General features: G+C 54.0%; 31 protein-coding genes and 1 tRNA gene. 18 read left to right on the top strand and 14 right to left on the bottom strand.

Features of this window, described 5'->3' with window-relative positions; all coding sequences use genetic code 11:
* Window positions 1-76 precede the first annotated feature (76 nt).
* Entirely contained in the window at window positions 77-445 is a 369-nt protein-coding gene (folB, locus tag GFB57_RS08000; RefSeq protein ID WP_003024659.1) for a bifunctional dihydroneopterin aldolase/7,8-dihydroneopterin epimerase, read from the bottom strand.
* 106 nt (window positions 446-551) lie between these two features.
* Here folB and plsY point away from each other — a divergent pair, with 106 nt between their 5' ends.
* Window positions 552-1,169 (top strand): glycerol-3-phosphate 1-O-acyltransferase PlsY, encoded by a 618-nt coding sequence (plsY, locus tag GFB57_RS07995; RefSeq protein WP_003024662.1) that lies wholly within the window; start codon window positions 552-554, stop codon window positions 1,167-1,169.
* 31 nt (window positions 1,170-1,200) lie between these two features.
* Here the strand turns inward: plsY and GFB57_RS07990 are convergent, their stop codons facing one another.
* Window positions 1,201-2,142 carry a LysR family transcriptional regulator gene (locus GFB57_RS07990; protein ID WP_003024666.1) on the bottom strand — a complete coding sequence of 314 codons (942 nt, stop codon included), beginning with the start codon at window positions 2,140-2,142 and terminating at the stop codon, window positions 1,201-1,203.
* A gap of 212 nt (window positions 2,143-2,354) precedes the next feature.
* Between GFB57_RS07990 and ttdA the strand changes: the two genes are divergently transcribed.
* From ttdA to ureG, 10 genes are all read left to right on the top strand, one after another.
* Complete coding sequence (gene ttdA, locus GFB57_RS07985; protein WP_003024669.1) at window positions 2,355-3,263, top strand: L(+)-tartrate dehydratase subunit alpha; 909 nt, start codon at window positions 2,355-2,357, stop codon at window positions 3,261-3,263.
* Window positions 3,260-3,865, top strand: a complete 606-nt coding sequence (ttdB, locus tag GFB57_RS07980; RefSeq protein WP_003024671.1) for a L(+)-tartrate dehydratase subunit beta — start codon at window positions 3,260-3,262, stop codon at window positions 3,863-3,865. Before ttdA ends, ttdB begins: the two co-directional genes overlap by 4 nt.
* A gap of 48 nt (window positions 3,866-3,913) precedes the next feature.
* The gene (locus GFB57_RS07975) at window positions 3,914-5,377 is read left to right on the top strand and encodes an anion permease (RefSeq protein WP_003024674.1); all 1,464 of its coding nucleotides are present in this window, start codon (window positions 3,914-3,916) and stop codon (window positions 5,375-5,377) included.
* A gap of 121 nt (window positions 5,378-5,498) precedes the next feature.
* Complete coding sequence (locus GFB57_RS07970) at window positions 5,499-6,323, top strand: urease accessory protein UreD (RefSeq protein WP_197082022.1); 825 nt, start codon at window positions 5,499-5,501, stop codon at window positions 6,321-6,323.
* Between the two features lie 10 nt (window positions 6,324-6,333).
* Entirely contained in the window at window positions 6,334-6,636 is a 303-nt protein-coding gene (locus tag GFB57_RS07965) for an urease subunit gamma (protein ID WP_003024678.1), read from the top strand.
* A 9-nt stretch (window positions 6,637-6,645) separates the two neighbouring features.
* Window positions 6,646-6,966 carry an urease subunit beta gene (locus tag GFB57_RS07960; RefSeq protein WP_003024680.1) on the top strand — a complete coding sequence of 107 codons (321 nt, stop codon included), beginning with the start codon at window positions 6,646-6,648 and terminating at the stop codon, window positions 6,964-6,966.
* The gene (gene ureC, locus GFB57_RS07955) at window positions 6,959-8,662 is read left to right on the top strand and encodes an urease subunit alpha (RefSeq protein ID WP_003024682.1); all 1,704 of its coding nucleotides are present in this window, start codon (window positions 6,959-6,961) and stop codon (window positions 8,660-8,662) included. Before GFB57_RS07960 ends, ureC begins: the two co-directional genes overlap by 8 nt.
* Window positions 8,663-8,670: 8 nt before the next feature.
* Window positions 8,671-9,129, top strand: coding sequence for an urease accessory protein UreE (ureE, locus tag GFB57_RS07950; protein ID WP_003024684.1), 459 nt, complete (start codon window positions 8,671-8,673; stop codon window positions 9,127-9,129).
* On the top strand, window positions 9,129-9,800 hold the full coding sequence (locus GFB57_RS07945; protein ID WP_003024687.1) for an urease accessory UreF family protein: 672 nt from the start codon (window positions 9,129-9,131) through the stop codon (window positions 9,798-9,800). The genes ureE and GFB57_RS07945 overlap by 1 nt, the downstream gene beginning before the upstream one ends.
* 9 nt (window positions 9,801-9,809) lie before the next feature.
* Window positions 9,810-10,427: an urease accessory protein UreG gene (gene ureG / locus GFB57_RS07940; RefSeq protein WP_003024692.1), complete on the top strand. Its 618-nt coding sequence runs from the start codon at window positions 9,810-9,812 to the stop codon at window positions 10,425-10,427.
* Window positions 10,428-10,464: 37 nt separating this feature from the next.
* Here ureG and tsaD read toward each other — a convergent pair whose 3' ends face one another.
* A complete protein-coding gene (gene tsaD / locus GFB57_RS07935) occupies window positions 10,465-11,478 on the bottom strand; it encodes a tRNA (adenosine(37)-N6)-threonylcarbamoyltransferase complex transferase subunit TsaD (RefSeq protein WP_003024694.1) in 1,014 nt (337 codons plus the stop codon).
* 236 nt (window positions 11,479-11,714) lie between these two features.
* Between tsaD and rpsU the strand changes: the two genes are divergently transcribed.
* The 5 genes from rpsU (at window position 11,715) to GFB57_RS07910 (ending at window position 19,223) form a co-directional block, all read left to right on the top strand.
* Window positions 11,715-11,930 (top strand): 30S ribosomal protein S21, encoded by a 216-nt coding sequence (rpsU, locus tag GFB57_RS07930; RefSeq protein ID WP_001144069.1) that lies wholly within the window; start codon window positions 11,715-11,717, stop codon window positions 11,928-11,930.
* A gap of 237 nt (window positions 11,931-12,167) precedes the next feature.
* Window positions 12,168-13,913, top strand: coding sequence for a DNA primase (dnaG, locus tag GFB57_RS07925; protein ID WP_003024697.1), 1,746 nt, complete (start codon window positions 12,168-12,170; stop codon window positions 13,911-13,913).
* Window positions 13,914-14,156: 243 nt separating this feature from the next.
* Window positions 14,157-16,004, top strand: coding sequence for an RNA polymerase sigma factor RpoD (rpoD, locus tag GFB57_RS07920; RefSeq protein ID WP_003024699.1), 1,848 nt, complete (start codon window positions 14,157-14,159; stop codon window positions 16,002-16,004).
* Between the two features lie 161 nt (window positions 16,005-16,165).
* Window positions 16,166-17,215 carry a YncE family protein gene (locus GFB57_RS07915; protein WP_003024701.1) on the top strand — a complete coding sequence of 350 codons (1,050 nt, stop codon included), beginning with the start codon at window positions 16,166-16,168 and terminating at the stop codon, window positions 17,213-17,215.
* Between the two features lie 10 nt (window positions 17,216-17,225).
* Window positions 17,226-19,223, top strand: coding sequence for a TonB-dependent receptor (locus GFB57_RS07910; protein ID WP_003024704.1), 1,998 nt, complete (start codon window positions 17,226-17,228; stop codon window positions 19,221-19,223).
* A 30-nt stretch (window positions 19,224-19,253) separates the two neighbouring features.
* Here GFB57_RS07910 and mug read toward each other — a convergent pair whose 3' ends face one another.
* Window positions 19,254-19,760 (bottom strand): G/U mismatch-specific DNA glycosylase, encoded by a 507-nt coding sequence (gene mug / locus GFB57_RS07905; protein WP_003024707.1) that lies wholly within the window; start codon window positions 19,758-19,760, stop codon window positions 19,254-19,256.
* Window positions 19,761-19,885: 125 nt separating this feature from the next.
* Here mug and GFB57_RS07900 point away from each other — a divergent pair.
* Together GFB57_RS07900 and GFB57_RS07895 are read left to right on the top strand one after the other, a co-directional pair.
* A tRNA-Ile gene (locus GFB57_RS07900) sits at window positions 19,886-19,961 on the top strand.
* A 228-nt stretch (window positions 19,962-20,189) separates the two neighbouring features.
* Entirely contained in the window at window positions 20,190-20,564 is a 375-nt protein-coding gene (locus GFB57_RS07895) for a hypothetical protein (RefSeq protein WP_239605597.1), read from the top strand.
* On the opposite strand, the gene GFB57_RS07890 is transcribed toward GFB57_RS07895, so the two are convergent.
* From GFB57_RS07890 to GFB57_RS07845, 10 genes are read right to left on the bottom strand one after another with little or no spacing between them, the layout of a single operon-like run.
* A complete protein-coding gene (locus tag GFB57_RS07890; RefSeq protein WP_260861780.1) occupies window positions 20,565-20,915 on the bottom strand; it encodes a hypothetical protein in 351 nt (116 codons plus the stop codon). It abuts the gene before it with no gap.
* Entirely contained in the window at window positions 20,912-21,511 is a 600-nt protein-coding gene (locus GFB57_RS07885) for a tail assembly protein (protein WP_290366955.1), read from the bottom strand. Before GFB57_RS07885 ends, GFB57_RS07890 begins: the two co-directional genes overlap by 4 nt.
* A 13-nt stretch (window positions 21,512-21,524) precedes the next feature.
* Window positions 21,525-23,186 carry a terminase large subunit gene (locus GFB57_RS07880; RefSeq protein WP_290366954.1) on the bottom strand — a complete coding sequence of 554 codons (1,662 nt, stop codon included), beginning with the start codon at window positions 23,184-23,186 and terminating at the stop codon, window positions 21,525-21,527.
* Window positions 23,170-23,526, bottom strand: coding sequence for a phage terminase small subunit P27 family (locus GFB57_RS07875; RefSeq protein ID WP_023326190.1), 357 nt, complete (start codon window positions 23,524-23,526; stop codon window positions 23,170-23,172). Before GFB57_RS07875 ends, GFB57_RS07880 begins: the two co-directional genes overlap by 17 nt.
* Before the next feature lie 3 nt (window positions 23,527-23,529).
* Window positions 23,530-23,673, bottom strand: coding sequence for a terminase (locus GFB57_RS07870; protein WP_290366979.1), 144 nt, complete (start codon window positions 23,671-23,673; stop codon window positions 23,530-23,532).
* Window positions 23,655-23,807 carry a hypothetical protein gene (locus GFB57_RS07865; RefSeq protein ID WP_232969629.1) on the bottom strand — a complete coding sequence of 51 codons (153 nt, stop codon included), beginning with the start codon at window positions 23,805-23,807 and terminating at the stop codon, window positions 23,655-23,657. The genes GFB57_RS07870 and GFB57_RS07865 overlap by 19 nt, the downstream gene beginning before the upstream one ends.
* Window positions 23,800-24,243: an HNH endonuclease gene (locus tag GFB57_RS07860; RefSeq protein WP_063448492.1), complete on the bottom strand. Its 444-nt coding sequence runs from the start codon at window positions 24,241-24,243 to the stop codon at window positions 23,800-23,802. The genes GFB57_RS07865 and GFB57_RS07860 overlap by 8 nt, the downstream gene beginning before the upstream one ends.
* Window positions 24,243-24,536, bottom strand: a complete 294-nt coding sequence (locus GFB57_RS07855; RefSeq protein WP_001549740.1) for a head-tail connector protein — start codon at window positions 24,534-24,536, stop codon at window positions 24,243-24,245. The genes GFB57_RS07860 and GFB57_RS07855 overlap by 1 nt, the downstream gene beginning before the upstream one ends.
* Entirely contained in the window at window positions 24,529-24,867 is a 339-nt protein-coding gene (locus GFB57_RS07850; protein WP_063613752.1) for a phage head closure protein, read from the bottom strand. The genes GFB57_RS07855 and GFB57_RS07850 overlap by 8 nt, the downstream gene beginning before the upstream one ends.
* Window positions 24,864-26,099 (bottom strand): phage portal protein, encoded by a 1,236-nt coding sequence (locus GFB57_RS07845; RefSeq protein WP_063613747.1) that lies wholly within the window; start codon window positions 26,097-26,099, stop codon window positions 24,864-24,866. Before GFB57_RS07845 ends, GFB57_RS07850 begins: the two co-directional genes overlap by 4 nt.
* Between the last annotated feature and the right edge of the window lies 1 nt (window position 26,100).

The following is a 26,100-nucleotide window of genomic DNA, read 5'->3' as shown; positions in this document are numbered from 1 at the left end:
CTAGATAGAGAAACCACGGCAAAAAAGAGCCGACGAAAGGACCCTTTTATACCCGTTTGTTTTAGAAATTATTAAATTAATTATTTTCTTTCAGATTATTGCCACGCTCAATGATAACCCCGACGTTCGCCGCACGGGCTACCGCGCCAGGTTTACTGAGTTTGATCCGTACCCAGGGAGAATTAAAGCGGCTAAGCAGCAGATCCGCCACCTCTTCCGCCACGCGTTCTACCAACGCAAAACGCCCACCTTCCACATGATTAACAACCGTTTGAGCAATATCAGCATAGCTCAGGCAATCAGCCACATCATCGCTTTTAGCTGATTTGCGGTTATCCCATGCCATTTCGATATCGAACACCAACCGTTGTTCGATCGTTTGTTCCCAGTCGTAAACACCAATAGTGGTGATTACAGAAAGTTGCTCTATAAATACAATATCCATCACGACCTGCCTGCTTTTTGGCTAACCCGGATACCACTTCCGGCGAAATATGCGTATTATCCACAGAAGTAGCGTTTTACACGACATTTTCAAAACGGAACAGCTTATGAGTGCAATCGCGCCTGGAATGATTATCTTCGCGTACCTCTGTGGCTCAATTTCCAGTGCTATTCTGGTATGCCGCCTTGCTGGATTGCCGGACCCGCGCGACAGCGGCTCTGGCAATCCGGGCGCGACAAACGTGCTGCGCATCGGTGGCAAGGGAGCCGCCGTCGCGGTACTGATTTTCGACGTCCTGAAAGGTATGTTACCCGTCTGGGGTGCCTATGCGCTAGGCGTCAGCCCCTTCTGGCTGGGATTGATCGCAATCGCCGCCTGTCTGGGACACATTTGGCCGGTATTTTTCGGCTTTAAAGGTGGAAAAGGCGTTGCCACCGCCTTTGGCGCAATTGCGCCGATTGGCTGGGACTTAACCGGCGTGATGGCCGGAACCTGGCTACTAACCGTCCTGTTAAGCGGCTACTCGTCGTTAGGCGCTATCGTCAGTGCGCTGATCGCCCCTTTTTACGTCTGGTGGTTCAATCCCCAGTTCACTTTCCCGGTGTCCATGTTGTCGTGCTTAATTCTGCTTCGTCACCATGACAACATTCAGCGTCTGTGGCGTCGTCAGGAGCCGAAGATCTGGACCAAGCTAAAGAAAAAACGCGAAAAAGACCCCGAGTGATTTTATTGTCGGATAGCGACGCGTCGGCGTCTTATCCGGCCTTGGGGATGTGATACCCCTCCACCGGTTTGCCTAATCGGTTCTGACACCACGTCGCCAGAAACTCAACGCACACGCGAAGCTTCACGCTGCGATACAGCGGCTCCTGATAAACCGCCCAGATATTAGCGCTCTGCGCATAGTCCGGCAGCACCCGCTCCAGTTCACCGCTGGCCAGAAACGGTTGTACGTCCCATTCAGAACGCAGCATGATCCCTTTTCCCTGTAGCGCCCACTGCAGCACAATCTCACCGCTGTTAGAAGAAAGATGTCCCGCCACCTTAACCGACTTTTTCTCCTGACCGTTATCCAGTTCCCACACCCCGTGAGTCATATCCCGTTCTTTGGTGACCAGACAATCATGCCGAATTAATTCCTGTAACGTCGTCGGCTCACCGTATTTTTGTAAATACGTCGGTGCTGCGCATAATATCCTTTTATTTTTCGTTAACAAATGAGCAATATAATAATCAGGAATTTCATCATTGATACGAATATCCAAATCGATATTATCCTGCGCCAAATCAATTTGCCGATCGTAAAGTTCAAAATGTACCTGTAATTCAGGATAGCTGTGCATCAATTCTGTAATTGCCGGTGCAATATAACTGCGCCCAAAACCAAAGCTACAGCCGATACGAATCATCCCTGCCGGACGCGTTTTGAGTTGCGTAACGTCATCGACCAGATGTTGATAACCTGCGAGGATCGCTTGCGCGTGTTCATAGCAACGTTGGCCACTCTCCGTTAGCGCCACGCCGCGCGCCGAGCGGCTTAGCAACGTAGCCCCTAGCGTGGACTCGAGGATCTGAATGCGCTTCGTCACAAACGCTGGCGTCTGGCCCAGCGTCGCAGCGGCGGCGCTAAAGCTGCCGCTATGAACAATTTCAACCAGCACCTGTAGGTCTTTCGCCAGGGGATACGTATTCAGCATGATCGGTAATCCGTAATGTGATTAACCGCAGTGTAATTCTCCCATACGTATTAAACCCTGCCCTGGCGCAATTTTTATTGCCTTATCTGGACATCATTCACGAACTGTTAATTAGATATTCACAGTGCCAAATAATATAAAACCACATATTTAGTGGTAGTTTGTGGCGGAGAATTTATTTCCAGACAAATAAAAGAACTGGAGTTAATAAGATGAGCAATCAAAATAACCAACATGCGATAGCTACGCTGACGAACATTGTCGCCGACTTTACCGCCATGATTTCTACCCGCATGCCTGACGATGTTGTGGATAAATTAAAACAGCTGCGTGAAGGCGAAACCTCGCCGATGGGTAAAATCATCTACCACACCATGTTTGACAACATGCAGAAAGCTATCGACCTGAACCGCCCTGCCTGTCAGGACACCGGGGAGATTATGTTCTTCGTGAAGGTCGGTTCCCGTTTTCCGCTACTTGGCGAACTGCAAAGCATTCTGAAGCAGGCTGTTGAAGATGCCACGGTAAAAGCGCCGCTGCGCCATAACGCGGTTGAGATTTTTGACGAAGTGAATACCGGAAAAAATACCGGTACCGGTGTGCCGTGGGTCACCTGGGACATCATCCCTGATAACGATGACGCGGAAATCGAAGTCTACATGGCAGGCGGCGGCTGTACGCTGCCGGGGCGCTCGAAAGTGTTAATGCCTTCTGAAGGCTATGAAGGCGTGGTGAAATTTGTCTTCGAAAATATCTCCACGCTGGCAGTTAACGCCTGTCCTCCGGTGCTGGTGGGCGTGGGTATTGCCACCTCTGTCGAAACCGCTGCCGTGCTTTCTCGTAAAGCGGTGCTGCGCCCAATCGGATCACGCCATCCAAACCCAAAAGCGGCAGAACTGGAACTGCGCCTGGAAGAAGGACTTAATCATCTGGGCATTGGGCCGCAAGGGTTGACCGGGAATAGCTCAGTGATGGGCGTGCATATCGAATCCGCCGCACGCCACCCGTCGACTATCGGCGTTGCCGTCTCTACCGGCTGCTGGGCGCATCGTCGCGGCACGCTGTTGGTTCATGCCGACCTCTCCTTCGAAAACCTGTCTCACACCCGGAGCGCGTTATGAAAAAGATCCTCACAACCCCGATCAAAACCGAAGATCTGGCAGACATTCGCGTTGGCGATGTCATTTACCTGACCGGCACGCTGGTGACCTGCCGTGACGTTTGCCACCGTCGCCTGATCGAACTGAAGCGCCCGATTCCTTATGACCTGAACGGCAAAGCCATTTTCCATGCGGGCCCGATCGTCCGTAAGAACGGTGAAAAATGGGAGATGGTCTCCGTCGGCCCAACTACCAGCATGCGTATGGAAGCGTTTGAGAAAGACTTTATCGAGCAGACGGGCGTCAGGCTGGTGGTCGGCAAAGGCGGCATGGGGCCGCTGACGGAAGAAGGCTGCAAACAGTTTAAATCACTGCACGTCATCTTCCCGGCTGGCTGTGCGGTCGTGGCGGCTACTCAGGTTGAAGAAATTGAAGAGGTACACTGGACCGAACTCGGCATGCCGGAATCTCTGTGGGTATGCCGGGTAAAAGAGTTCGGCCCGCTGATCGTTTCCATCGATACTCACGGTAATAACCTGATTGCCGAAAACAAAAAGCTGTTCGCTGAACGTCGCGATCCTATCGTCGAAGAAATCTGCGAGCACGTGCACTACATCAAATAACCCTCCCGGAGGGGCGTAACGCCTCTCCCTCTTCGCAGGGATACAACAATGGCACCTTTAGCTGGTTGGTGGCGATACCTGGCTCCGCTGGTGGTTATCGCCATTATTGCTGTTCTGCCCGTCCCCACCGGTCTTGAGAGTCACACCTGGCTCTATTTTGCCGTCTTTACCGGTGTGATTGTCGGGCTTATTCTGGAACCTGTACCGGGCGCGGTGGTGGCGATGATTGGCATTTCGATCATCGCTGTCCTTTCACCGTGGCTGCTGTTCAGTCCGGAGCAACTCGCGCAGGACGGTTTTAAATTTACCGCCAAATCGCTGTCGTGGGCGGTATCTGGATTCTCAAACTCGGTCATCTGGCTGATCTTCGCGGCCTTTATGTTTGGTACCGGCTATGAGAAAACCGGCCTTGGTCGGCGAATCGCGCTGATGCTGGTGAAAAAGATGGGGCACCGGACGTTATTTCTCGGCTATGCGGTGATGTTCTCCGAACTTATCCTCGCTCCCGTCACGCCTTCCAACTCCGCGCGCGGAGCCGGAATAATCTACCCGATTATCCGCAACCTGCCGCCGCTGTATAACTCGCAGCCCAATAGCGCCAGTTCACGCTCCATTGGCTCGTACATCATGTGGATGGGCATTGTCGCTGACTGCGTTACCAGCGCTATTTTCTTAACGGCGATGGCACCAAATCTGCTGTTGATCGGCCTGATGAAGGGCGCGTCCCACACGGCGCTGAGCTGGGGCGACTGGTTCTTAGGCATGCTGCCGCTGAGCATTTTGCTGGTGCTGATCGTGCCGTGGCTGGCGTACCTGCTGTATCCACCGATGCTGAAATCCGGCGATCAGGTTCCACGTTGGGCTGATACAGAGCTAAAAGCGATGGGACCGCTCTGCGCTCGCGAGAAAAAGATGCTGGCACTGATGGTCGGCGCGCTGGTGCTGTGGATCTTCGGCGGCGACTACATTGACGCCGCAATGGTCGGATACAGCGTGGTGGCGTTGATGCTGGTACTACGCATCATTAGCTGGGATGACATCGTCAGCAATAAAGCCGCATGGAACGTCTTTTTCTGGCTGGCCTCGCTGATAACGCTCGCCACCGGGCTCAATAACACCGGCTTTATCTCCTGGTTTGGCAAGCTGCTGGCGGGAGGACTGAGCGGCTATTCGCCAATGATGGTGATGGTGGCGCTGATCGTGGTGTTCTATCTGCTGCGCTACTTCTTTGCCAGCGCCACGGCGTATACCTCTGCCCTTGCGCCGATGATGATTGCCGCCGCGCTGGCAATGCCGGATATCCCGCTACCGGTCTTCTGCCTGATGGTCGGCGCCGCCATTGGCCTGGGCAGCATTCTGACCCCGTACGCCACCGGTCCTAGCCCTATCTACTACGGCAGCGGTTATTTGCCAACGGTGGATTACTGGCGACTCGGCGCTATTTTTGGCCTGATTTTCCTCGTGCTGCTGGTGATCACCGGTCTGGTCTGGATGCCCCTCGTTTTGCTGTAATCTCCCTTGGGCGGCGTATTGTCGCCCCTTTATCCATAAGCTTCTCATATGATCGATTTCCCGATGCGCTGAGGCATACTTTTTTGTATGCAAACACCCTCATGCTGATAGGGGAAACGCTCTGGACACGGTTGCGCACGAGACACTCACACGGGGCTGGCAGGCCGAACTGGAACTGCATTTTACTTGCTCCGGGCACAAAACGGTGCTCGCCTCGGCGCGTCATCATGGTCCATTGACGGTTCAGCGCCCGTTTTACCCGGAAGAAGACGTCTGCCACCTCTATTTGCTGCATCCACCTGCGGGGATCGTTGGCGGGGATGAGCTTCATATTGCCGTCACACTCGACGAAAACAGCCATGCGTTAATCACCCAGCCCGGCGCGGGCAAGTTTTATCGCAGCCGAGGGCCACAAGCGTTGCTGCACCAGCATTTTACCCTCGCCTCGCACGCCACGCTGGAGTGGCTGCCGCAGGATACGATCCTCTTTCCCGGCGCCAACGCCGCTATTCAGTCCGTCTTTCACATCGCATCAGAGAGCCGCCTGCTGGCCTGGGATCTGCTGTGTCTTGGCCGACCGGTTATGCAGGAAACTTTCAGCCACGGCATGCTGCAAAATCGCCTGGAAGTGTGGCGAGATGGGCTTCCGCTGCTGATAGAACGCTTGATATTGCAGGAGGGGAATCTGAGCGGCGTCGCGCATCATCCCTGGGTCGGCACGTTGCTGTGTTATCCGGCCAACGAACACATGCTGGAGGGCACGCGGGAGCGGCTTATGGCGCTTGGCGATTACGCCGGGGCAACGCTTAACGACTCGCTGCTGACAATCCGTTTTCTTGCTAACGACAACCTGGTTGTTCAGCGCGTTATGCGTGACATCTGGCAATTTTTGCGCCCGCTGCTGACACATAAAACGCCTGTACTCCCGCGAATCTGGCAAATCTAAGAGAACCCTTATGGAACTGACCCCCAGAGAAAAAGATAAGTTGTTGCTGTTTACCGCCGCGCTGGTGGCGGAACGTCGCCTGGCCCGCGGGCTGAAGCTGAACTACCCGGAATCGGTGGCGCTGATTAGCGCTTTCATCATGGAAGGGGCGCGCGACGGGCAAACCGTGGCCGCGCTGATGGAGGACGGGCGTCACGTCCTGCGCCGCGATCAGGTGATGGAAGGCGTACCGGAAATGATCCCGGATATTCAGGTTGAAGCCACCTTTCCGGACGGATCGAAACTGGTCACTGTCCACAACCCGATCGTCTAAGGAGCGGCAATGATCCCAGGTGAATATCAGATCGCAAAAGGCAGTATCGCACTTAATCAGGGGCGAGAGATCTGCACGATCGTGGTGGAAAATCATGGCGACAGGCCCATCCAGGTGGGATCGCACTATCACTTTTTCGAAGTGAACCCGGCGCTGCACTTTGACAGGCTGGCCGCACGCGGCTTTCGTCTGAACATTGCTGCGGGCACAGCGGTGCGTTTTGAGCCAGGACAAAAACGCGAAGTCGAACTGGTGCGCGTTGCTGGCGCACAAAGGATCGTGGGTTTTCGCAGCGAAGTGATGGGCGCGCTGGAGGCAGATAATGAGTGACATTTCCCGGCAGGCGTACGCCGACATGTTTGGCCCAACCACCGGCGATAAAGTGCGCCTGGCGGATACCGACCTGTGGATCGAAGTGGAAAAAGACTTCACCACCTACGGTGAAGAGGTCAAATTCGGCGGCGGAAAAGTGATCCGCGACGGCATGGGCCAGGGGCAAATGCGCGCCGATGCATGTGTGGATCTGGTGATAACCAACGCGCTGATCGTCGATCACTGGGGGATCGTGAAAGCGGATATTGGTATCAAAGCCGGCAGGATCTTCGCCATCGGCAAAGCGGGTAATCCCGATATTCAGCCCAACGTCACGATCCCGATAGGCGTGGGAACTGAAGTCATCGCCGGGGAAGGCAAGATCGTCACTGCGGGCGGCGTAGATACGCATATTCACTGGATCTGCCCACAGCAGGCCCAGGAGGCGCTGGTTTCCGGCGTGACGACGATGATCGGCGGCGGCACCGGTCCGGCCGCAGGCACTCACGCCACCACCTGTACGCCGGGTCCGTGGTACATCGCACGCATGCTGCAGGCGGCAGACACGTTACCAGTTAACATCGGCTTACTGGGCAAAGGTAACGGCTCAAATCCTGACGCCTTGCGCGAGCAAATCACCGCGGGCGCAATTGGCCTGAAAATCCATGAAGACTGGGGTGCCACGCCCGCCGCTATTGACTGCGCACTGACCGTGGCCGACGAGATGGACATCCAGGTCGCGCTGCACAGTGACACGCTCAATGAGTCCGGTTTCGTGGAAGATACGCTGGCGGCGATTGGCGATCGCACCATTCATACTTTTCACACCGAAGGCGCGGGCGGCGGTCATGCGCCGGATATCATCACCGCCTGCGCGCATCCGAATATCCTGCCCTCCTCTACGAACCCGACGCTGCCCTATACCATCAACACCATCGACGAGCATCTCGACATGCTGATGGTTTGCCACCATCTCGATCCGGATATCGCCGAAGACGTGGCCTTTGCCGAATCACGCATTCGCCGGGAAACGATCGCTGCCGAAGATGTGCTGCATGACATTGGCGCCTTTTCCCTGACCTCGTCCGATTCACAGGCAATGGGGCGCGTGGGCGAAGTGATCCTGCGCACCTGGCAGGTGGCACACCGCATGAAGGTTCAGCGTGGCCCGTTGGCAGAAGAATCCGGTGACAACGACAACCTGCGCGTTAAACGCTACGTCGCCAAATACACCATCAATCCGGCGCTAACCCACGGTATCGCCCATGAAGTCGGCTCCGTTGAGCCTGGCAAACTGGCCGATCTGGTGCTGTGGTCACCGGCCTTCTTTGGCGTAAAACCAGCGACGATCGTTAAAGGCGGGATGATCGTCTGTGCGCCGATGGGCGACATCAATGCCTCGATTCCCACCCCACAGCCGGTGCATTACCGCATGATGTTCGGCGCACTTGGCGCAGCGCGGCATCACACCCGGCTGACCTTTATTTCGCAGGCCGCTGATGCGCAAAACATCGCGCAGCAGCTCAACCTGCAAAGCGCCATCGCCGTCGTTAAAGGCTGCAGAACAGTGAAAAAGGCCGACATGATCCACAACGACCTGCAACCCAATATCACCGTCGATGCTCAGACCTACGAGGTGCGTATTGATGGCGAACTGATTACCAGCGAACCGGCAAACGTTTTGCCGATGGCACAACGCTATTTTCTGTTTTAGGAGTGACGATGATCTACCTGACCCAACGCCTTGACCACGCTCACCGCGTCACCGCAAGCGTCACGCTACCCATTGATATGCGGGTAAAAAGTCGTGCCAGAGTGGCGCTGAACGACGGTCGCGAAGCCGGGCTGATGCTACCGCGCGGTTTGCTGTTACGCGGTGGCGACCTGCTGACCACCGACGATGGAAGCGAGGTGATCGAAGTGATCGCCGCGCCGGAGTCGGTTTCCGTGGTGCGCTGCGCCGATCCTTTCCTGCTCGCCAAAGCCTGTTATCACCTCGGCAATCGCCACGTTCCGTTGCAAATTCTGCCCGATGAGCTGCGCTACCACCACGATCATGTGCTGGACGCCATGCTGCGCCAGTTCAACCTCGAGGTGACGTTCGCCCAGTTGCCGTTTGAACCGGAAGCAGGCGCTTATGCCAGTGAATCACACGGGCATCATCACGGCCATGCGCACTGATGCATAACACCCAACAACTGCGTCTGATGCAGCTCGCCAGCAGCGCACTCCCGGTGGGGTCGTTTACCTGGTCCCAGGGTCTGGAGTGGGCGGTGGAGATTGGCTGGGTGAAAAGCGTCGATGACTTCTCTGCCTGGCAAATTCAGCAGATGGAGCAGAACTTTTTTACCGTCGACCTACCGCTGCTGGCGAGACTGTATCGCGCCTGCGAGCAGGACGATCTCGACGCCGCACGCCGCTGGAGCGCTTACCTGTTAGCCTGTCGCGAAACCCGCGAACTGCGGGATGAAGAACGCAGTCGGGGCGCGGCGTTTACGCGGCTGGTCACCGACTGGGAGGCGGATTGCTCGCGAGAGTGGCGCACTCTCTTCGCCGACAGCCAACTCTGCGGCATGGCCTGGCTGGCCGTGCGCTGGAGAATTCCCCTGACCGAACTGGCGTTAAGCCTCGGCTACAGCTGGATTGAGAGCGCTGTGATGGCTGGCGTCAAGCTGGTTCCTTTTGGACAACAGGCGGCCCAGCGTTTGATTATTGCGCTCTGCGGTCGCTATGCGCAGGGTCTGGCTCAGGCGCTGGCGACGCCTGACGCCAGTCTCGGCTCCGCAACGCCGTTGGCCGCTATCGCGTCTGCCCGGCATGAAACCCAATATTCCCGATTATTCCGCTCCTGAGGAGAAAAAATGAGTAACTACAAGCATCCCCTGCGTGTGGGCGTTGGCGGCCCGGTCGGTTCCGGCAAAACGGCGCTGCTGGAAGCGTTATGCAAATCCATGCGCAGCAGCTATCAACTGGCGGTGGTGACCAACGATATCTACACCAAAGAAGATCAGCGCATTCTCACCGAGGCGGGCGCACTGGAGCCAGACAGGATCGTCGGTGTGGAAACCGGCGGCTGCCCACATACCGCCATCCGCGAAGATGCGTCGATGAATCTGGCTGCCGTAGAGGCGCTGAGCGAGAAATTCGGCAATCTGGATCTGATTTTTGTGGAAAGCGGTGGCGATAACCTGAGCGCCACCTTTAGTCCGGAATTAGCGGATCTGACGATCTATGTGATCGACGTTGCCGAAGGCGAGAAGATCCCGCGTAAGGGAGGGCCGGGGATCACTAAATCCGATTTTCTGGTTATCAATAAAACCGATCTGGCCCCTTACGTCGGCGCCTCGCTGGAGGTGATGGAACGCGATACCCTGCGTATGCGCGGGGAGCGTCCATGGACGTTCAGCAATTTAAAATCCGGAGAGGGTCTGGAAAAAATTATCGCGTTTCTGGAAGAGAAAGGAATGCTGCGGATGTAGCGTCTTGCCCGGTAACATTGCGCCACCGGGCAAAAAATCACGCCGCCGGTAATTCCGCCAGCGGCCAGCGTGGGCGCACGGTTACGCCAAGATCCGCCGTTGCGCCCGCTTTAAAACGCACCATGCCCGCGTAGGCGATCATCGCCCCGTTGTCGGTACAAAATTCCGGACGCGCGTAAAATACTTCGCCACGACGTTTTTGCATCATCTCGGCCAGTTTTGCGCGTAGCGTACGGTTAGCGCTCACGCCCCCCGCCATCACCAGACGTTTAAAACCGGTTTGATCCAGCGCGCGTTTGCACTTGATCATCAGCGTATCAACTACCGCATCTTCAAAGGCACGAGCAATATCTGCGCGCGTCTGATCGTCATTTTCGTTATTACGAATAGTATTCGCGGCAAAGGTTTTCAGCCCGGAGAAGCTGAAATCCAGCCCCGGACGATCGGTCATCGGGCGCGGGAAGACAAAACGTTTTTCAACGCCTTGCGAGGCCAGCTTTGACAACATTGGACCGCCAGGATAATCCAGCCCCAGCAGCTTGGCGGTTTTGTCGAACGCTTCGCCAGCAGCATCATCAATCGATTCGCCGAGTAATTCATACTGACCGATACCGGTGACGCTGATCAGCTGCGTGTGACCGCCGGAAACCAGCAGCGCGACGAACGGGAACGCAGGGGGATTATCTTCCAGCATTGGCGCCAGCAGATGCCCTTCCATGTGGTGCACAGGAATTGCCGGTACGCCCCAGGCGAACGCCAGCGAACGTCCTACGGTTGCGCCAACCAGCAGCGCGCCAACCAGACCAGGACCTGCAGTATACGCCACCGCATCAATCTCTTTTGCAGTCAGTCCCGCCTCTTTCAGCGCGGCCTGGATCAGCGGTACGGTTTTACGTACGTGATCGCGCGAGGCCAGTTCTGGCACTACGCCGCCGTAGTCAGCGTGTAATTTCACCTGACTATACAATTGGTTGGCTAAAAGACCTTTTTCATCGTCGTAAATGGCGATGCCAGTTTCATCGCAGGATGTTTCAATACCCAGTACACGCATGACTTGTTTTACCTCGCTCTATTACCGCGCAGTGTAGGACCAATGCGGGTTGATGTAAAACTTTGTTCGCCCCAGGAGTTTCGCTCGTGTATACTCCTTGTCCTTATAAAAGTCCCTTTCAAAATCGCGTCGGTGCTTTACAAAGCAGCAGCAATTGCAGTAAAATTCCGCACCATTTTGAAATAAGCTGGCGTTGATGCCAGCGGCAAACCGAATTTATTAAAGGTGAGAGTTACATGCCGGTAATTAAAGTACGTGAAAACGAGCCGTTCGACGTAGCACTGCGTCGCTTCAAGCGTTCATGCGAAAAAGCAGGTGTTCTGGCGGAAGTTCGTCGTCGTGAGTTCTATGAAAAACCGACTACCGAACGTAAGCGCGCTAAAGCTTCTGCTGTGAAACGTCACGCGAAGAAACTGGCTCGCGAAAACGCACGCCGTACTCGTCTGTACTAATCCATTGAGAGCCAAAGCTCTCAATTCAGACTGAGTTGTAGTTGTAAGGCCGTGCTTCCGGAAGGAATGCGCGGCTTATTTTCGTTTATACACGTCATCATTCAAGCTGCCTCAGTGTTGGCTGCAGTCGCTCACCCCAGTCACGTACTGATGTACGCTCCTGAGGATTCGCTTCCTTGCCGCCTTGATGCATCCTGAATGATTTTGTGTATATGAGTCATCAAAAAACAGGGGCTTATGGCTGGACGAATTCCTCGCGTTTTTATCAATGACCTGCTGGCAAGAACCGACATCGTCGATCTCATCGACGCGCGGGTAAAGCTGAAAAAGCAGGGCAAAAATTATCACGCGTGCTGTCCGTTTCATAACGAAAAAACCCCCTCTTTCACCGTAAACGGTGAAAAACAGTTTTATCACTGCTTTGGGTGTGGCGCGCATGGCAACGCCGTCGACTTTCTCATGAACTACGACAAGCTCGAGTTTGTGGAAACCGTCGAAGAACTGGCCGCAATGCACAACCTTGAAGTGCCCTATGAAGCAGGCAGTGGCCCCAGTCAGATAGAGCGCCATCAACGGCAAAGCCTTTATCAATTGATGGATGGCCTGAACACTTTTTATCAACAGTCTTTGATGCAACCCGCCGCTACCCCTGCGCGCCAGTACCTGGAAAAGCGAGGATTAAGTAGCGACGTTATCACCCGTTTTGCTATTGGTTTTGCGCCCCCCGGCTGGGACAACGTCCTGAAACGGTTTGGCGGCAATGCTGAAAATCGCAAATCGCTGGTTGATGCGGGGATGTTGGTCACCAACGATCAGGGACGCAGTTACGATCGCTTCCGCGAACGGGTGATGTTCCCCATCCGCGACAAACGTGGTCGGGTCATTGGTTTTGGTGGACGCGTGCTGGGCGATGCCCTGCCGAAGTATCTGAACTCCCCGGAAACCGATATTTTCCATAAAGGTCGCCAGCTGTATGGTCTTTATGAAGCCCAGCAGGATAACGCCGATCCACAGCGCCTGTTAGTGGTAGAAGGCTATATGGATGTGGTGGCGCTGGCACAATACGGCATTAACTACGCCGTGGCATCCCTTGGGACGTCGACCACCGCCGATCACATCCAACTGTTGTTCCGCGCGACGAACAACGTAATTTGCTGTTACGACGGCGACCGTGCCGGACGCGACGCAGCATGGCGCGCGCTGGAAACCGCACTGCCCTATATGACAGACGGACGCCAGCTACGCTTTATGTTTTTACCTGACGGCGAAGATCCCGATACGCTGGTGCGCAAAGAAGGGAAAGAGGCCTTTGAAGCGCGGATGGAGCAGGCGCTGCCGCTCTCTGCGTTTTTATTTAACAGCCTGTTGCCGCAGGTGGATTTGAGTACCCCAGACGGACGCGCACAGCTCAGCACGCTGGCATTACCGCTGATTACTCAGGTACCAGGCGAAACGTTGCGCATTTACCTGCGACAGGAGTTGGGAAACAAGCTCGGCATTCTGGATGACAGCCAGCTTGAACGTTTAATGCCAAAACTGGCAGAAAATGGGGCTTCCCGCCCTGTTCCACAGCTAAAACGTACGACCATGCGTATACTTATAGGGTTGCTGGTGCAGAACCCGGAGCTCGCCCCGCTGGTTCCACCGTTAGGCGCACTGGATAGCAATAAGCTGCCTGGACTTGGCTTATTCAGAGAACTGGTCAACACTTGTCTGGCTCAGCCAGGTCTGACCACCGGGCAACTTTTAGAACATTATCGTGGCACAAATGATGCTGCGACCCTTGAAAAACTGTCGATGTGGGACGATATAGCAGATAAAGATATCGCAGAAAAAACCTTCACCGACTCACTCAACCATATGTTTGATTCGATGCTTGAACTGCGCCAGGAAGAGTTGATAGCTCGTGAGCGCACACACGGTTTAAGTAGCGAAGAACGCCGGGAACTCTGGACGCTGAACCAGGAACTGGCCAAGAAATAAGAGAAAGACAAAACAAAGACAAAATCATTCGCGTTGTATCAAGGCAGCAAGTAAACGAACGCAGCTAACGCAGAGACAACGTGAAAGATGAAGTATTTAACGGCTTAACTGCCGAATATCGATCGGGAAGCCCCCGACAGCCGCACGGAGAGGCAGCGGCAAAATATAAGTATGCCCTCGTTTTGCCGTTGGCGGTTTTACCGCCCAACACCAATCAAACGAATTAAGTGTGGATACCGTCTTATGGAGCAAAACCCGCAGTCACAGCTGAAGCTTCTTGTCCAACGTGGTAAGGAGCAAGGCTATCTGACCTATGCCGAGGTCAATGACCATCTGCCGGAAGATATCGTCGATTCAGATCAAATCGAAGACATCATCCAAATGATCAATGACATGGGTATTCAGGTGATGGAAGAAGCACCTGATGCCGATGATCTGCTGCTTGCTGAAACCTCCAACAGCACCGATGAAGACGCGGAAGAAGCGGCTGCCCAGGTTCTGTCCAGCGTTGAGTCCGAAATCGGTCGTACAACTGACCCGGTCCGCATGTACATGCGTGAAATGGGTACCGTTGAACTGTTAACCCGTGAAGGCGAAATCGACATCGCTAAACGCATCGAAGACGGGATTAACCAGGTTCAATGCTCCGTTGCCGAATACCCGGAAGCTATCACCTACCTGCTTGAGCAGTACGATCGCGTAGAAGCTGAAGAAGCACGTCTTTCCGATCTGATCACTGGCTTTGTCGATCCAAACGCGGAAGAAGACATGGCGCCAACGGCGACCCACGTCGGTTCTGAACTCTCTCAGGAAGAGATGGATGACGATGAAGACGAAGATGAAGAAGATGGCGACGACGACAGCAGCGATGACGACAACAGCATCGACCCTGAGTTAGCGCGTGAAAAATTCGGTGAACTGCGTACTCAGTACGAAATCACTCGCGACACCATCAAAGCGAAAGGCCGCAGCCATGCTGCCGCGCAGGAAGAAATTCAGAAGCTGTCCGAAGTGTTCAAACAGTTCCGCCTGGTGCCGAAGCAGTTCGACTACCTGGTAAACAGCATGCGCGTCATGATGGACCGCGTGCGTACTCAGGAACGTCTGATCATGAAGCTCTGCGTTGAGCAGTGCAAAATGCCGAAGAAAAACTTCATCACCCTGTTCACTGGCAACGAAACCAGCGAAACCTGGTTCAACGCGGCAATCGCGATGAACAAACCGTGGTCTGAAAAACTGCACGATGTGGCAGATGACGTTCACCGCGGCCTGCAGAAACTGCAGCAGATTGAAGAAGAAACCGGCCTGACCATCGAGCAGGTTAAAGATATCAACCGTCGCATGTCCATCGGTGAAGCGAAAGCCCGCCGTGCGAAAAAAGAGATGGTTGAAGCGAACTTACGTCTGGTTATCTCTATCGCTAAAAAATACACCAACCGTGGCTTGCAGTTCCTGGATCTGATTCAGGAAGGTAACATCGGTCTGATGAAAGCGGTTGATAAGTTTGAATACCGTCGTGGTTACAAGTTCTCCACCTATGCAACCTGGTGGATCCGTCAGGCGATCACCCGTTCGATCGCGGATCAGGCGCGTACCATCCGTATCCCGGTACATATGATTGAGACTATCAACAAGCTCAACCGTATCTCCCGTCAGATGCTGCAAGAGATGGGCCGCGAGCCTACGCCGGAAGAACTGGCTGAACGCATGCTGATGCCGGAAGACAAGATCCGTAAAGTGCTGAAGATCGCTAAAGAGCCTATCTCCATGGAAACGCCGATCGGCGACGATGAAGATTCGCATCTGGGTGATTTCATCGAGGATACCACCCTCGAGCTGCCGCTGGACTCTGCGACCACCGAGAGCCTGCGTGCCGCAACGCACGACGTTCTGGCTGGCCTGACCGCCCGTGAAGCGAAAGTTCTGCGTATGCGTTTCGGTATCGATATGAACACCGACCACACGCTGGAAGAAGTCGGTAAACAGTTCGACGTTACCCGTGAACGTATCCGTCAGATCGAAGCGAAAGCGCTGCGTAAATTGCGCCACCCGAGCCGCTCAGAAGTACTGCGTAGCTTCCTCGACGATTAATCGTTTCTGTTATTAAGAAGCTCCCTCCGGGGAGCTTTTTTTTTGGGATTTTCCGCAGTGTACAAAAATTGGTAGGGGGCATTGCCCATACATGCAATTGTAAATGATATTTATTTTCATTATCATTTTTCTTTTCGTAAACAACTGTAAAGAAAAATGACATGAATTTAAAAACATTAAAAAATCAGTCCCTCTGCGCGCTTGCGATTTCACTGGCACTTTATGCCGGTTCAGCCCTGGCAAAAGACTTTACTGAGGATCAGTTCGCCTCTCAGACGCTTGGTCATGGCGTTTACGAACTGGCTTATGACGCCGGACAACAGGCTATCTATGCAGCCTCTGCCCCCTCTTTCGACAAAGATAAAACCGCCGGTGAAGTGTTCCTGTTTTCAACTGAATCATTAAAAGTCGATGAGCGGATCGCCACCGAACGCCGTCCTTTTGCGGTCTCACTGGATGAACCTAACCACATTCTCTGGCTAGGTAATGCGCTGGATGGCTCACTGACCCTGCTGGATACCCGCACCCATAAAGAAGTGAAAATACTTCAGCTTGCAGACGAAGAAAATAAAGCCCACGTTCGTGAAGTGGTGCTCGACAAGAAGCACCACCGTCTGTATGTCTCCGGTATTGGCAGTGAAAATAAAGGTGTGCTGTGGGTTGTCGACACGCATAACCAGAAACTATTACACGCCCTCAAAGGGATGGATCCGGTCGGTTTCGCCGTTGATGAAGCTGGCGATAAAGTTTACGCCGTCACTGGCAAAGGCGAACTGGTTACCCTGGATGGCAAAACGTCGCAGGTTCTGTCGCGTGTGAAGGTTGACCCCTCCGAGCCGAAGCATTACTTCCTGAACATCGCGTTGAACACGGCCAAAGGCGTCGGATTTATCGCCGATACCAACACCGCCGACGTGCTGGTAGTCCAACTGGGCAGCGGTAAAATTGTTCACCGCGTTCCCACGCCAAACTCCATCGCTGCGGTCTATAACCCTGCCCGCAATGAAGTGTATGTTACCCATCGCAATGCCCGTCAGATTAGCGTTATCGATGCCAACACTTACAGCCTGAAGCACACCATCAAAACGGCAGCTATGCCAAACAGCATGGTGCTTTCTCCTGACAGCAAAACGCTCTTCGTTAGCGTGAAGCAGGATGAAAAAGCCAACAAGGCTGACTATGTACTCAAGCTCGATTTAACCCAGTTCTGAGGAATGCGTTGTGATTAACCAGACTCGTACCGCGCTGGCGATTTCGCTCGCCCTTGCCAGCCTCCCGGCGACCGTTTTCGCCGAAGAAACCACACCAGATAATGAAGATCAACTGGTGGTCACCGCCACCGGTTTCGCACAGGAACGCCGTGAGGCACCGGCGACCATCTCCGTCATCGGCGAGAAAGAACTGAACACCCGCTCTAACCAGAACGTCACCGAAGCCCTTCGCGAGATGCCCGGCGTATTGGTGGGTAATGGCAACGGTAGCCTTGCCACAGGCGATGTGCAGATGCGCGGCATGGACTCGACCTATACCTCCTACATGGTCAACGGCATCAAACAAGGCACCCGCGAATCGCGTCCTTACGGACACCATATCGGGACAGAGGCTGCCTTTTTACCGCCACTTGCTGCTATCGAGCGAATCGAGGTGATTCGCGGACCGATGTCCTCACTGTATGGCTCTGACTCCATCGGCGGCGTGGTCAACGTCATCACCAAAAAAGGCTACAACCTCGATAAATGGACGGGTGTGCTGGAAGATAACTACTTCCTGCAAGAGAAGAGCGAGTACGGTAACACCAACCAGACCAATGTCTTCCTGATGGGGCCAATTATCCCCAGCAAGCTCGGGGTGAGCGTAGCGGCGGATTATCTTGATCGCCGTGATGACGACAGCATCTCCGATGAGCGCTTTGTGAAGCACCAGGCTGGCAATCTGGATGCCACCATCAACATGTCGCCGACCGACACCCAACTGTGGGATTTGAACGTCGTCAAAGGGCATCAGGTAAAATCACACAATGATAAAGCCTGGCAATGGGACTTTGACCGCGATGCCGCTTCACTTGCGCAGCATGCCTGGTACGGCGACGATCTGCTGGAAGTGAAGAACTTCATCAGCTACGAGAACGCTAAAACCGAGTATCGTGTGCCGGGCATGAGTTCGCAGTTCATTAAGCAGAAAAACTATGAAGCCAACAGCGCGAACACCTTTACGCTGGGCGACCACAAGCTGACGCTGGGGATCAACTTCACCCGTAATGAGCTGGACGACACTTTCGGCATCGAAAACAAAGAAGTGCCGGGCATAACGCCAGTCAGCAAGATCACCCGTGACGGCTGGGCCATCTTCGCGGAGGATGCCTGGATGATGGTTCCGGACTTCACCCTCACCACCTCGGCGCGTCTCGATCACGACAGCTACTTTGGCTACCACGTCACGCCAAAACTCTACGGTAACTGGACGATTGACGAAAGCTGGGCGCTGAAGGGCGGCGTATCGGCGGGCTATAAAAAACCGGACCTGCGTGAGAACAATGAAGGCTTCACCAGCGTCTACGGTTCGTATCCGTATTCCTTCATTGGGATCGGTAACGATGAGCTGAAACCTGAGCAGAGCGTCAATACCGAGCTGGGCGTCTACTGGCAACAGGACACACTGGCACTAGATGCAACTGTGTTCTTCACCAAATTCAAGGATAAGATCAGCGACTACACCATCTGTACCGCAACGGCCACGCAGAAGTGCATTTACAACGGGTATGAAGCGGAAGAAGTCTCGCAGTATTTCAACGTCAGTGACGCGGAAATCTATGGCCTGGAGCTGAACGGCGACTGGCAGGTCACTACCGCGCTGAAAGCGAACGCGAACTACACCTATACCCACAGCGAGCAAAAGAGCGGTCAGTACAAGGGAGAGGCACTGAACGAGTTCCCGACGAGCATGGCCAACCTGTCTCTGACATGGAATGCACTTAACGATCTTGAACTGTGGAGCAAAGCCAGCTGGCGCAGCAATACGCCTGACATCGGCAAATCAACGTCAACCGACGCCTATGCGCTGGTCGATTTAGGGGCACGCTACCATCTCAACAAGAGCATCACATTGATGGCGGGGGTTTATAACCTGTTCGACGTGAACCCAATCTACAAAACGTCCTATAACCAGTCTTCCATCGTGGAAGGACGCCGCTACAACATGGGCGCACGCTTCGAGTTCTGACAGTGACGCCGGAGCCTAAGGCTCCGGCAGTTACAGGCCGCGCTCCTTCAACGCCACATTCACTTCCCGATACGCCTCTACCAGTTTATCCAGCGTGATCCGGCTTAACCCGCTGGGATTCGGCAATACCCATATTTGCGTCGCGCCAATGGTCAGCGTCTGTTTTCCCCACTGCGCCCCACGCTGGCTAAGCCCCTGCTCAAATGCCTGCTTCCCGAGGATAGCGAGCGCGGCTGGCTGATACTCTTCTATTTTCTCAATAAGCAGACGACCGCCACTACGCATCTCTTGTAGCTTCACTTCATTGGCTTGTACCGTTGGTCTGTCGACAAACTTAGTCACGCCGCAGCGGAAATCCAGCAGATGCTGTGCCTCTTCAGGTTTAAGCTGGCGATCGGTAAACCCCGCCTGATGGATAACCTTCCAGAAGCGATTAGCGGGGTGTGCAAAGGGGAATCCTGTACCTGCGGAAGATAGCCCCGGATTGATGCCGCAAAACACCACCCGCAGCCCCGGTGCCAGTATGTCCTTAACCATAATTACTCCGAACAATACATCAGAGGAACAAGTATAACGGACTGAAAATACATTGTTTATAAAAACAGCATCCGTACGCTTATGTCTGGATTGCAACGCGGAGTTACTTTATAATCCACCGCCACGGCCCCTTAGCTCAGTGGTTAGAGCAGGCGACTCATAATCGCTTGGTCGTTGGTTCAAACCCAACAGGGGCCACCAAATATCAAGGGCTTACGATTAATCGTAGGCCCTTAGTATTTTCTAGGATACCCATAGGATACCGTAGAGAGGTATCAGCAAGTATTTCCCACCTCTGCATCAAGCACACTGCACATCAATATTTTGGTATTTTTTATTGTAGGATAGATGTATCCCACAATAAGGAATCACTATTTTGGTATTTTTTATTGTAGGATAGATGTATCCCACAATAAGGAATCACTCATAATGCGCATGACTACCAGAAAAAAAGAGATCCTCAGCTACTTTGAGCCGGATAACCTAGAATGGATAACAGGTGAAATTGGCGCGCCTCCTTTTGATGTTTCCGGTGTTTCTTACCTTCTGCACGGCACAAGCAGCTTTGATAAAAGCTACCAACTGGAATCAACCCGCAGAACGCTTGAGGCAATGGTAAAAGACGGGCTACTGGAAAAGGTTATCAGCTACGAGAGACGCCAGGACACGACGCAAAGTGGGGATGGGAAAGGTGTATGGTGCAACTGCTCACGCTATGGTTTACCCGGTCAATGTAACGTTATGCGGGATGATGGCGATAACAGACGCCCCCATATCGAGGGCGAAAGCGTCAGAATTGATTAATCAGTTCAGGGTGCAAGAAGGGGCAGGAAATGCAGATAAGTTTTTTGCTATCACATCTTTCATGTGTTCAGCCCAAGCGTCGAAAATAGCCATATCTGTTCCTGGCCATTTAATCAGGTAGGCAACCAGAACTTCATCAGTTAGCTTATCCTGCTGATCCCAGTCAACAATGAACTGCCGGAATAACGCATAACCCTTCGCCGGGTCTTTGTTCTGCCATGTATCCACAACCACATCGAATGCCGGAACGGTGTAAGTGATTTCCACCGGCAGGGGCTCGTATTTTGTAGGAATGAGAACTTCGCGGGTGAATGTCTCTCCCTCTGGCCATATCTGCGCCTGATTTATCATTGCTGATCCTCCACGTAGATACCCGCCGATATGATTGCTCCCCCGATACGGCGTTTACCGTAAAGCAATGGCACCGGATAGCCTTGCGCAGCAGTGTTAGTTACGCCTCCAAACGCGTATGAGGCCTTATTATCAGCACTTTGTTTGCTTGCAAGCCCCGTAGCCTGAGGGGAAAGAAGTTGGACTACTCCTCCTACAGTCATCGCAGTACCAGCAGCAAACATCATATTACTTGCAGCAATTCCAATGCCAGGCATCCAGATCGAGGCAGCCACAATAACAGCACCTAAAATAGTTTGTAGCACTCCTGCTTTTTTACTTCCAATTACCACCGGCACGATATGAATCTCACGCCCATTGTTCGGAAATTCCAGGTCATCTACTCCAATGTTCTTTTTCCCGACATAAATCGCATACGTTAAACCGCGAGCCCTGCTTGTATTCATGTATTTTTCGAATCCGGGAATTGTTACGGCCAGAGCCCAAAAAGCCTCATGCGTAGTCCTTACAAGGCGCTGGTGAGTTTTACCGAAGGTCTTGCCTAGCGGGCCAAACATACGGATGGTAGCAAGTGTTTCATTATTAGCTGTATTCATTGTTTTACTCCAGTCAGATACCGTTAAATGTCGCCAGCCGTTGTTTGTGGCTGTCGCTCATATCGAAAGCAAAATCCTCGTGCTCAGCCTGGAAGGTACCGAACGCCATCAGCGCAGATACAGCCGGGTCTATCTTGTTGGAGGACTTCTTCTTGTTGGGCTTAATGTTGGCGTTAGCATCAGACTCCATCACCACGTTACCAATCGCCCAGGCCAGAACCGGATCGCCGCGGTGGCGCACCACCTTACGGTTAACGAACACCTCGAAGGATTTCGCCACCGGACTGAACTTGAGATAGGTTTGCGGGAACGGCTCTACATCGAGCCCTGCCCCCTGCAGCTGAGTGCGCAAATGCGTGGCATTCCACGTATCAAAGCCCACCAGCCTGATATTGAAGGTTTCAGCATCGCGCAGAATATCGTCACGGATGCGGTCATAGTCGATACAGTCACCGGGTGTGGTTCGTATCCAGCCCGCTTTCACCCACTGGCTGTAGATGGCGCGGTTTTTGTTGGCGACGTTTAGCAGTTGGGCTTCCGGCAGATAATGACGGGTCAGGAGTCGGATCTCCCTGTCGAACGGGAAAGCGTAGCTCACGCTGGTAATATCACTGGTAGAGGACAGGTCAAACCCTGCGTAACACTCCATTCCGGCCAGATCGTCTTCGGTATATTCGAGCGCACAGGCATCCCATGCACCGGCCCCCATCCACGGCGTGGAGCCCTGGCACCAGATATTGAAACGTTTGGTCAGCATTTCCACCCACTGCGACGGTATGCCCCGCGCTTTCTGGATGGTGGACTCCAGTTTCGCCGCGTCAACGGACACATGCAGGTTAGGGTTAGCCTTGATCCACATTTCCGGCTGCTCAACCTCGCTTTCGTCGTCCAGTTCGTAGATCAGGACAAACAGCGAATCGTTGCTCTCTTCCCCGGCCAGAATCTGGCAGCAGTAGTCATAATGCTGTTTACAGGAAGAGACAACGTTACTCCCGGCGGTCGTGATGGCGAACAAAATCGCCTCCGGACGTGCGCCCATACCCAACTCAAGCGCGGAATAAACGCCGTTATCCGGGTGAAGGTGGTATTCATCGACAATCGCCAGGCTGGGGTTAGTTCCTTCAATGGTGGCCGCTTTCGCCGCCAGCGGCTTTAGCAGGCTGTTGCTCTTTGGGAAAATGACCTTATGCGCCTGGATATTGACGCGCTTTTTCAGCGGTTTTGACAGCAGGCACATCTGGCGGGCATCGTCGAACACGATTCGGGCCTGATCCCGGCTCACCGCCGCCGTGTAGATATCCTGCTGACCCTTCTCCATCACCAGAAACCAGTTAGCCAGCATGGCGGCCACGGTGGATTTAGCGTTTTTACGCGGTACCTCAATAAAGGCGCTGCTGTACTTGCGGCGGCCTGACTCCCTGACCTTAAAGCCCAGCAGGTTAGCAAAGGCGAACTGCTGCCACGGCTCCAGCTCGATTGGCTGGCCCCTAAGCGGGCCTTTGACGTGTGGACAGAGCTGGGAGAAGGCAATAAACCGCTCCACGGTCGCCGTATCGAACTCATAACGGGGGTCATTCAGGTCTGAAAAGTACCTCTCGACGGCCTGTTTTACGCGCTTACAGGCCGGAATTTCACCGGATTTAATGGCGTTTGCGTAATCATTCCAGACGGTCAAGCTCGTCCTCCTCTTCCGTTTCCACCGGATTGCGGCGGCGGCTTACCGGATCAAAGCCCAGCAGCGACGACATTTTTATGAGAATTTTTTCGGCATCCGCTTTTGCGCTCAGTGCCGGGTTACGGCTCTCACCGCCCTGGCTGTTCACAATGCTGAATCCCCGCGTGGCAAGGTCTTCCACGGCTTTGCGGTACATCGAGTAATTGACGCAGTACAGCTCAAGATTGTTCCAGTCGGCAGGCGTCAGATCCCCGCGCTCCGCCAGCTGCTTCGCCTTCGCTTTCCACTGCTGCGCCGCGATTTCATCAAGATAGGCGGGCGGTTTGGGTGGTCTTGCCATAACTTACTGTTTTCCTGTCTGTTTTATTTTCAAAAAAATCACCGTGCGTAAAAATTTGAGGGGGTGGGCGGTGCCTTGCAGCAGGGGGTTTGTCTTTAAAACCTCCCCCACCCCGCCCATGCCGCCTGTCATCGGTTGCGGAAGCATTCCATAAGTTCCCGGTCACGCTGGCTCATGCGCTTTGCTACGGGCTTCGTGTGCGCTCTCTGTCTGGCTGGTTGCCATGCCTCGCGCAGCTTTATAAGCCCACTAATCAGCCGCTGCTGTTCCTGCTCAGTCATTGTCAGCCTCATGCATCCAGTCATTGCGACGGGCTGCACGATCTTCCTGCTCACGGTACAGCCCTGCTTTGCGCTTCGCTTTGGTGGTTGGGTCTTGCTGTGTGGTCTTCTGGTTATGATGCGCCTGGCATAACGGCTGGTGATTCCACTCAGGCCAGAACAGAACATCATCACCGCCGTTGATAGGGATGATGTGATCGACAATCTTTGCAGGCACGTAGAGGCCCAGCTTCTGACACTCAACGCACAGCGGATAGCGCTTAAGGTACTGAGCGCGGTACTTCTCCCATGAGGCTGAGTAACCACGCGCGCGCCGGTGGCCGCGTCTGGCATCCTCTGCCCGCCACGCTTCCCGCTTATGCTCGTCACACTTGCCAGACTTCACCCGTTTATTGCATCCCGGCTCTGTGCACCGGCGTAGTGGTTGCCACGGCATCAGTACACCCCCACATCTCGGTAGACAGACCACAAGGCAGAGACAGCCATCGGTATCTCTTTGGCGTCGGTGTCACCAATCATCGTGCGGTACTCGTACAACTGAGAAACGTACATCAGACAGCCGATCTTGATAGCAGGGGTGAACTCCAAACCGTTATCAAATCGCTTGCCGATATGCTTCTGGCAGACCTCCAGCGCAGCTTCGATGTACGCCTGTATCAGCGTGTCTTCATAATCATCATCAATACGGCAATGCAGCTTTGCTTCTTCCAGACCGATTAACTCACTCATTGAAAATGCCTCCCTTGCACAGCAGCTCAAGCCGGGTGTGATCCACATCAGGAATGACGGCCACAATGCCGTAAACCTGCCCCCGGACGTTTGGAGAGCGGTACAGAATGCGGTTTGCGGCGGTTATATCGTGGCGGTAGCGCGTCCAGATTCGCACTGTAGCCTCGGAGTAAAGTGCCCCGGAAGACATGCGCTCACGCCCGCTGATAGCACGAATTTCAGCCCAGACTGTGGCAAGGTCAGCCCATTCATAGATAACCTGACCAGTCGGGTCGCGGTGAGATTCAGACTTCTGAAAGATAACGCGGCGTTTCATCTTTCCGGCTCTCATTCGTCCCCCTCCTTGCCGTCTTTGCTGATCTTCACTTCCTGCTTCCATGCCTGGCTGAATTCGTCACCACCTTCACGCGGCGGCATCCCCTCACGTTCACGGGCTTCGTTCGGGTTCATGATCCCGTTCTTAATACCGCGCTCATAAGTGGCATAACGTTCGGTTGGCGTGGCGCGGAGAAGATCAGCAGAGTCAAACTCCACCTGATAGCGGGTTCCCGGAACGGGAGAGGCCACCAGCAGCGCAGATTTGATTTGCTGTTCGAAGTTAGCCAGCCACGGGCGCATCGTCATGGTGAGGAATGCGCGGCTCGCTTCACTAAAGTTGCTGTAGGTGCTGTTGCTGTATTCCTGGAGGAAAATAGGCGACACGTTGAACATGCGGGCAATGTCTTCGATGGTGAAGCGGCGAGAGGCCAGCCATTCGGCATCCTGGTTGCTCATACCAAGCTGCTTGTAGTCCATCCCGCCCTCAAGGATCGGCACTTTCCCTGCATTTTTAGCGCCTTTATATCGATCCAGTGCATCCATAGCCTGCTTGCCCTTTACGCTGTCGAGATACTCAGCTGTGGTTATGACTCCCGCCGCCATCATGCCATCTTTCATAATGCTGGCACCGTGGCGCTGCTGTGCCAGACCTAAACCCAGCGCCTCACGGCAGATGGAGATCGGAGAACGCCCCAGAAAACCATCATCGGTGGAGTAACGCAGGTGCAGGATCTCTTCCTGTAGATAGGTGCGCACAGCCCCGCTAAACGGCTCAGTAACAGTGTATTTGTACTTATGCTGGCCGATACGCTCAGGAACAACCGCCCCCGGCGCATACGGATGCAGGGATTGTGGCTGGCCGTCACGGCCCCACTGGATCACCGCATAGGCGTTACCATTAAGTAGGCAGTGACGCATCATCGTGCGTTTAAACTGGTAAGGCGTCTGGCAGTCGTTCGGCTGCTCGTTCAGGAGAAAATCCACTGGGTGATTACTCAGCCATTCTCGCGCCTCACGACCATTATCATTACGGACGCGGTAGAGATAGCAGGGCATTGTTGCCACCGCCTCACTGATAACTGATACGGCGTTCATGACCGCAGGCAGAGATTCCGCAGTACCCGCAGACACATGCTCGCCTGATCCGGTATTAGGAATCCCTGCCATCGCCAGCCACTCATCAATGGTCATACTGCGCTGTTCGGAGGGTTCAGACTTACGGCCAAACGGCCAGATATTCCACATA

Source organism: Citrobacter sp. S39 (assembly GCF_009495675.1).
Classification (GTDB): Bacteria; Pseudomonadota; Gammaproteobacteria; order Enterobacterales; family Enterobacteriaceae; genus Citrobacter; species Citrobacter freundii.
Note: the sequence above shows the minus strand (reverse complement) of the source record. Positions and strands in the feature narration are given on the sequence as shown.

Bases quoted from the DNA above. Each gene is read 5' to 3' on its own strand.
- folB (WP_003024659.1), bottom strand. From the start codon at position 445: ATGGATATTGTATTTATAGAGCAACTTTCTGTAATCACCACTATTGGT.
- plsY (WP_003024662.1), top strand. From the start codon at position 552: ATGAGTGCAATCGCGCCTGGAATGATTATCTTCGCGTACCTCTGTGGC.
- GFB57_RS07990 (WP_003024666.1), bottom strand. From the start codon at position 2,142: ATGCTGAATACGTATCCCCTGGCGAAAGACCTACAGGTGCTGGTTGAA.
- ttdA (WP_003024669.1), top strand. From the start codon at position 2,355: ATGAGCAATCAAAATAACCAACATGCGATAGCTACGCTGACGAACATT.
- ttdB (WP_003024671.1), top strand. From the start codon at position 3,260: ATGAAAAAGATCCTCACAACCCCGATCAAAACCGAAGATCTGGCAGAC.
- GFB57_RS07975 (WP_003024674.1), top strand. From the start codon at position 3,914: ATGGCACCTTTAGCTGGTTGGTGGCGATACCTGGCTCCGCTGGTGGTT.
- GFB57_RS07965 (WP_003024678.1), top strand. From the start codon at position 6,334: ATGGAACTGACCCCCAGAGAAAAAGATAAGTTGTTGCTGTTTACCGCC.
- GFB57_RS07960 (WP_003024680.1), top strand. From the start codon at position 6,646: ATGATCCCAGGTGAATATCAGATCGCAAAAGGCAGTATCGCACTTAAT.
- ureC (WP_003024682.1), top strand. From the start codon at position 6,959: ATGAGTGACATTTCCCGGCAGGCGTACGCCGACATGTTTGGCCCAACC.
- ureE (WP_003024684.1), top strand. From the start codon at position 8,671: ATGATCTACCTGACCCAACGCCTTGACCACGCTCACCGCGTCACCGCA.
- GFB57_RS07945 (WP_003024687.1), top strand. From the start codon at position 9,129: ATGCATAACACCCAACAACTGCGTCTGATGCAGCTCGCCAGCAGCGCA.
- ureG (WP_003024692.1), top strand. From the start codon at position 9,810: ATGAGTAACTACAAGCATCCCCTGCGTGTGGGCGTTGGCGGCCCGGTC.
- tsaD (WP_003024694.1), bottom strand. From the start codon at position 11,478: ATGCGTGTACTGGGTATTGAAACATCCTGCGATGAAACTGGCATCGCC.
- rpsU (WP_001144069.1), top strand. From the start codon at position 11,715: ATGCCGGTAATTAAAGTACGTGAAAACGAGCCGTTCGACGTAGCACTG.
- dnaG (WP_003024697.1), top strand. From the start codon at position 12,168: ATGGCTGGACGAATTCCTCGCGTTTTTATCAATGACCTGCTGGCAAGA.
- rpoD (WP_003024699.1), top strand. From the start codon at position 14,157: ATGGAGCAAAACCCGCAGTCACAGCTGAAGCTTCTTGTCCAACGTGGT.
- GFB57_RS07915 (WP_003024701.1), top strand. From the start codon at position 16,166: ATGAATTTAAAAACATTAAAAAATCAGTCCCTCTGCGCGCTTGCGATT.
- mug (WP_003024707.1), bottom strand. From the start codon at position 19,760: ATGGTTAAGGACATACTGGCACCGGGGCTGCGGGTGGTGTTTTGCGGC.
- GFB57_RS07895 (WP_239605597.1), top strand. From the start codon at position 20,190: ATGCGCATGACTACCAGAAAAAAAGAGATCCTCAGCTACTTTGAGCCG.
- GFB57_RS07890 (WP_260861780.1), bottom strand. From the start codon at position 20,915: ATGATAAATCAGGCGCAGATATGGCCAGAGGGAGAGACATTCACCCGC.
- GFB57_RS07885 (WP_290366955.1), bottom strand. From the start codon at position 21,511: ATGAATACAGCTAATAATGAAACACTTGCTACCATCCGTATGTTTGGC.
- GFB57_RS07875 (WP_023326190.1), bottom strand. From the start codon at position 23,526: ATGGCAAGACCACCCAAACCGCCCGCCTATCTTGATGAAATCGCGGCG.
- GFB57_RS07870 (WP_290366979.1), bottom strand. From the start codon at position 23,673: ATGCTTCCGCAACCGATGACAGGCGGCATGGGCGGGGTGGGGGAGGTT.
- GFB57_RS07865 (WP_232969629.1), bottom strand. From the start codon at position 23,807: ATGACTGAGCAGGAACAGCAGCGGCTGATTAGTGGGCTTATAAAGCTG.
- GFB57_RS07860 (WP_063448492.1), bottom strand. From the start codon at position 24,243: ATGCCGTGGCAACCACTACGCCGGTGCACAGAGCCGGGATGCAATAAA.
- GFB57_RS07855 (WP_001549740.1), bottom strand. From the start codon at position 24,536: ATGAGTGAGTTAATCGGTCTGGAAGAAGCAAAGCTGCATTGCCGTATT.
- GFB57_RS07850 (WP_063613752.1), bottom strand. From the start codon at position 24,867: ATGAGAGCCGGAAAGATGAAACGCCGCGTTATCTTTCAGAAGTCTGAA.
- GFB57_RS07845 (WP_063613747.1), bottom strand. From the start codon at position 26,099: ATGTGGAATATCTGGCCGTTTGGCCGTAAGTCTGAACCCTCCGAACAG.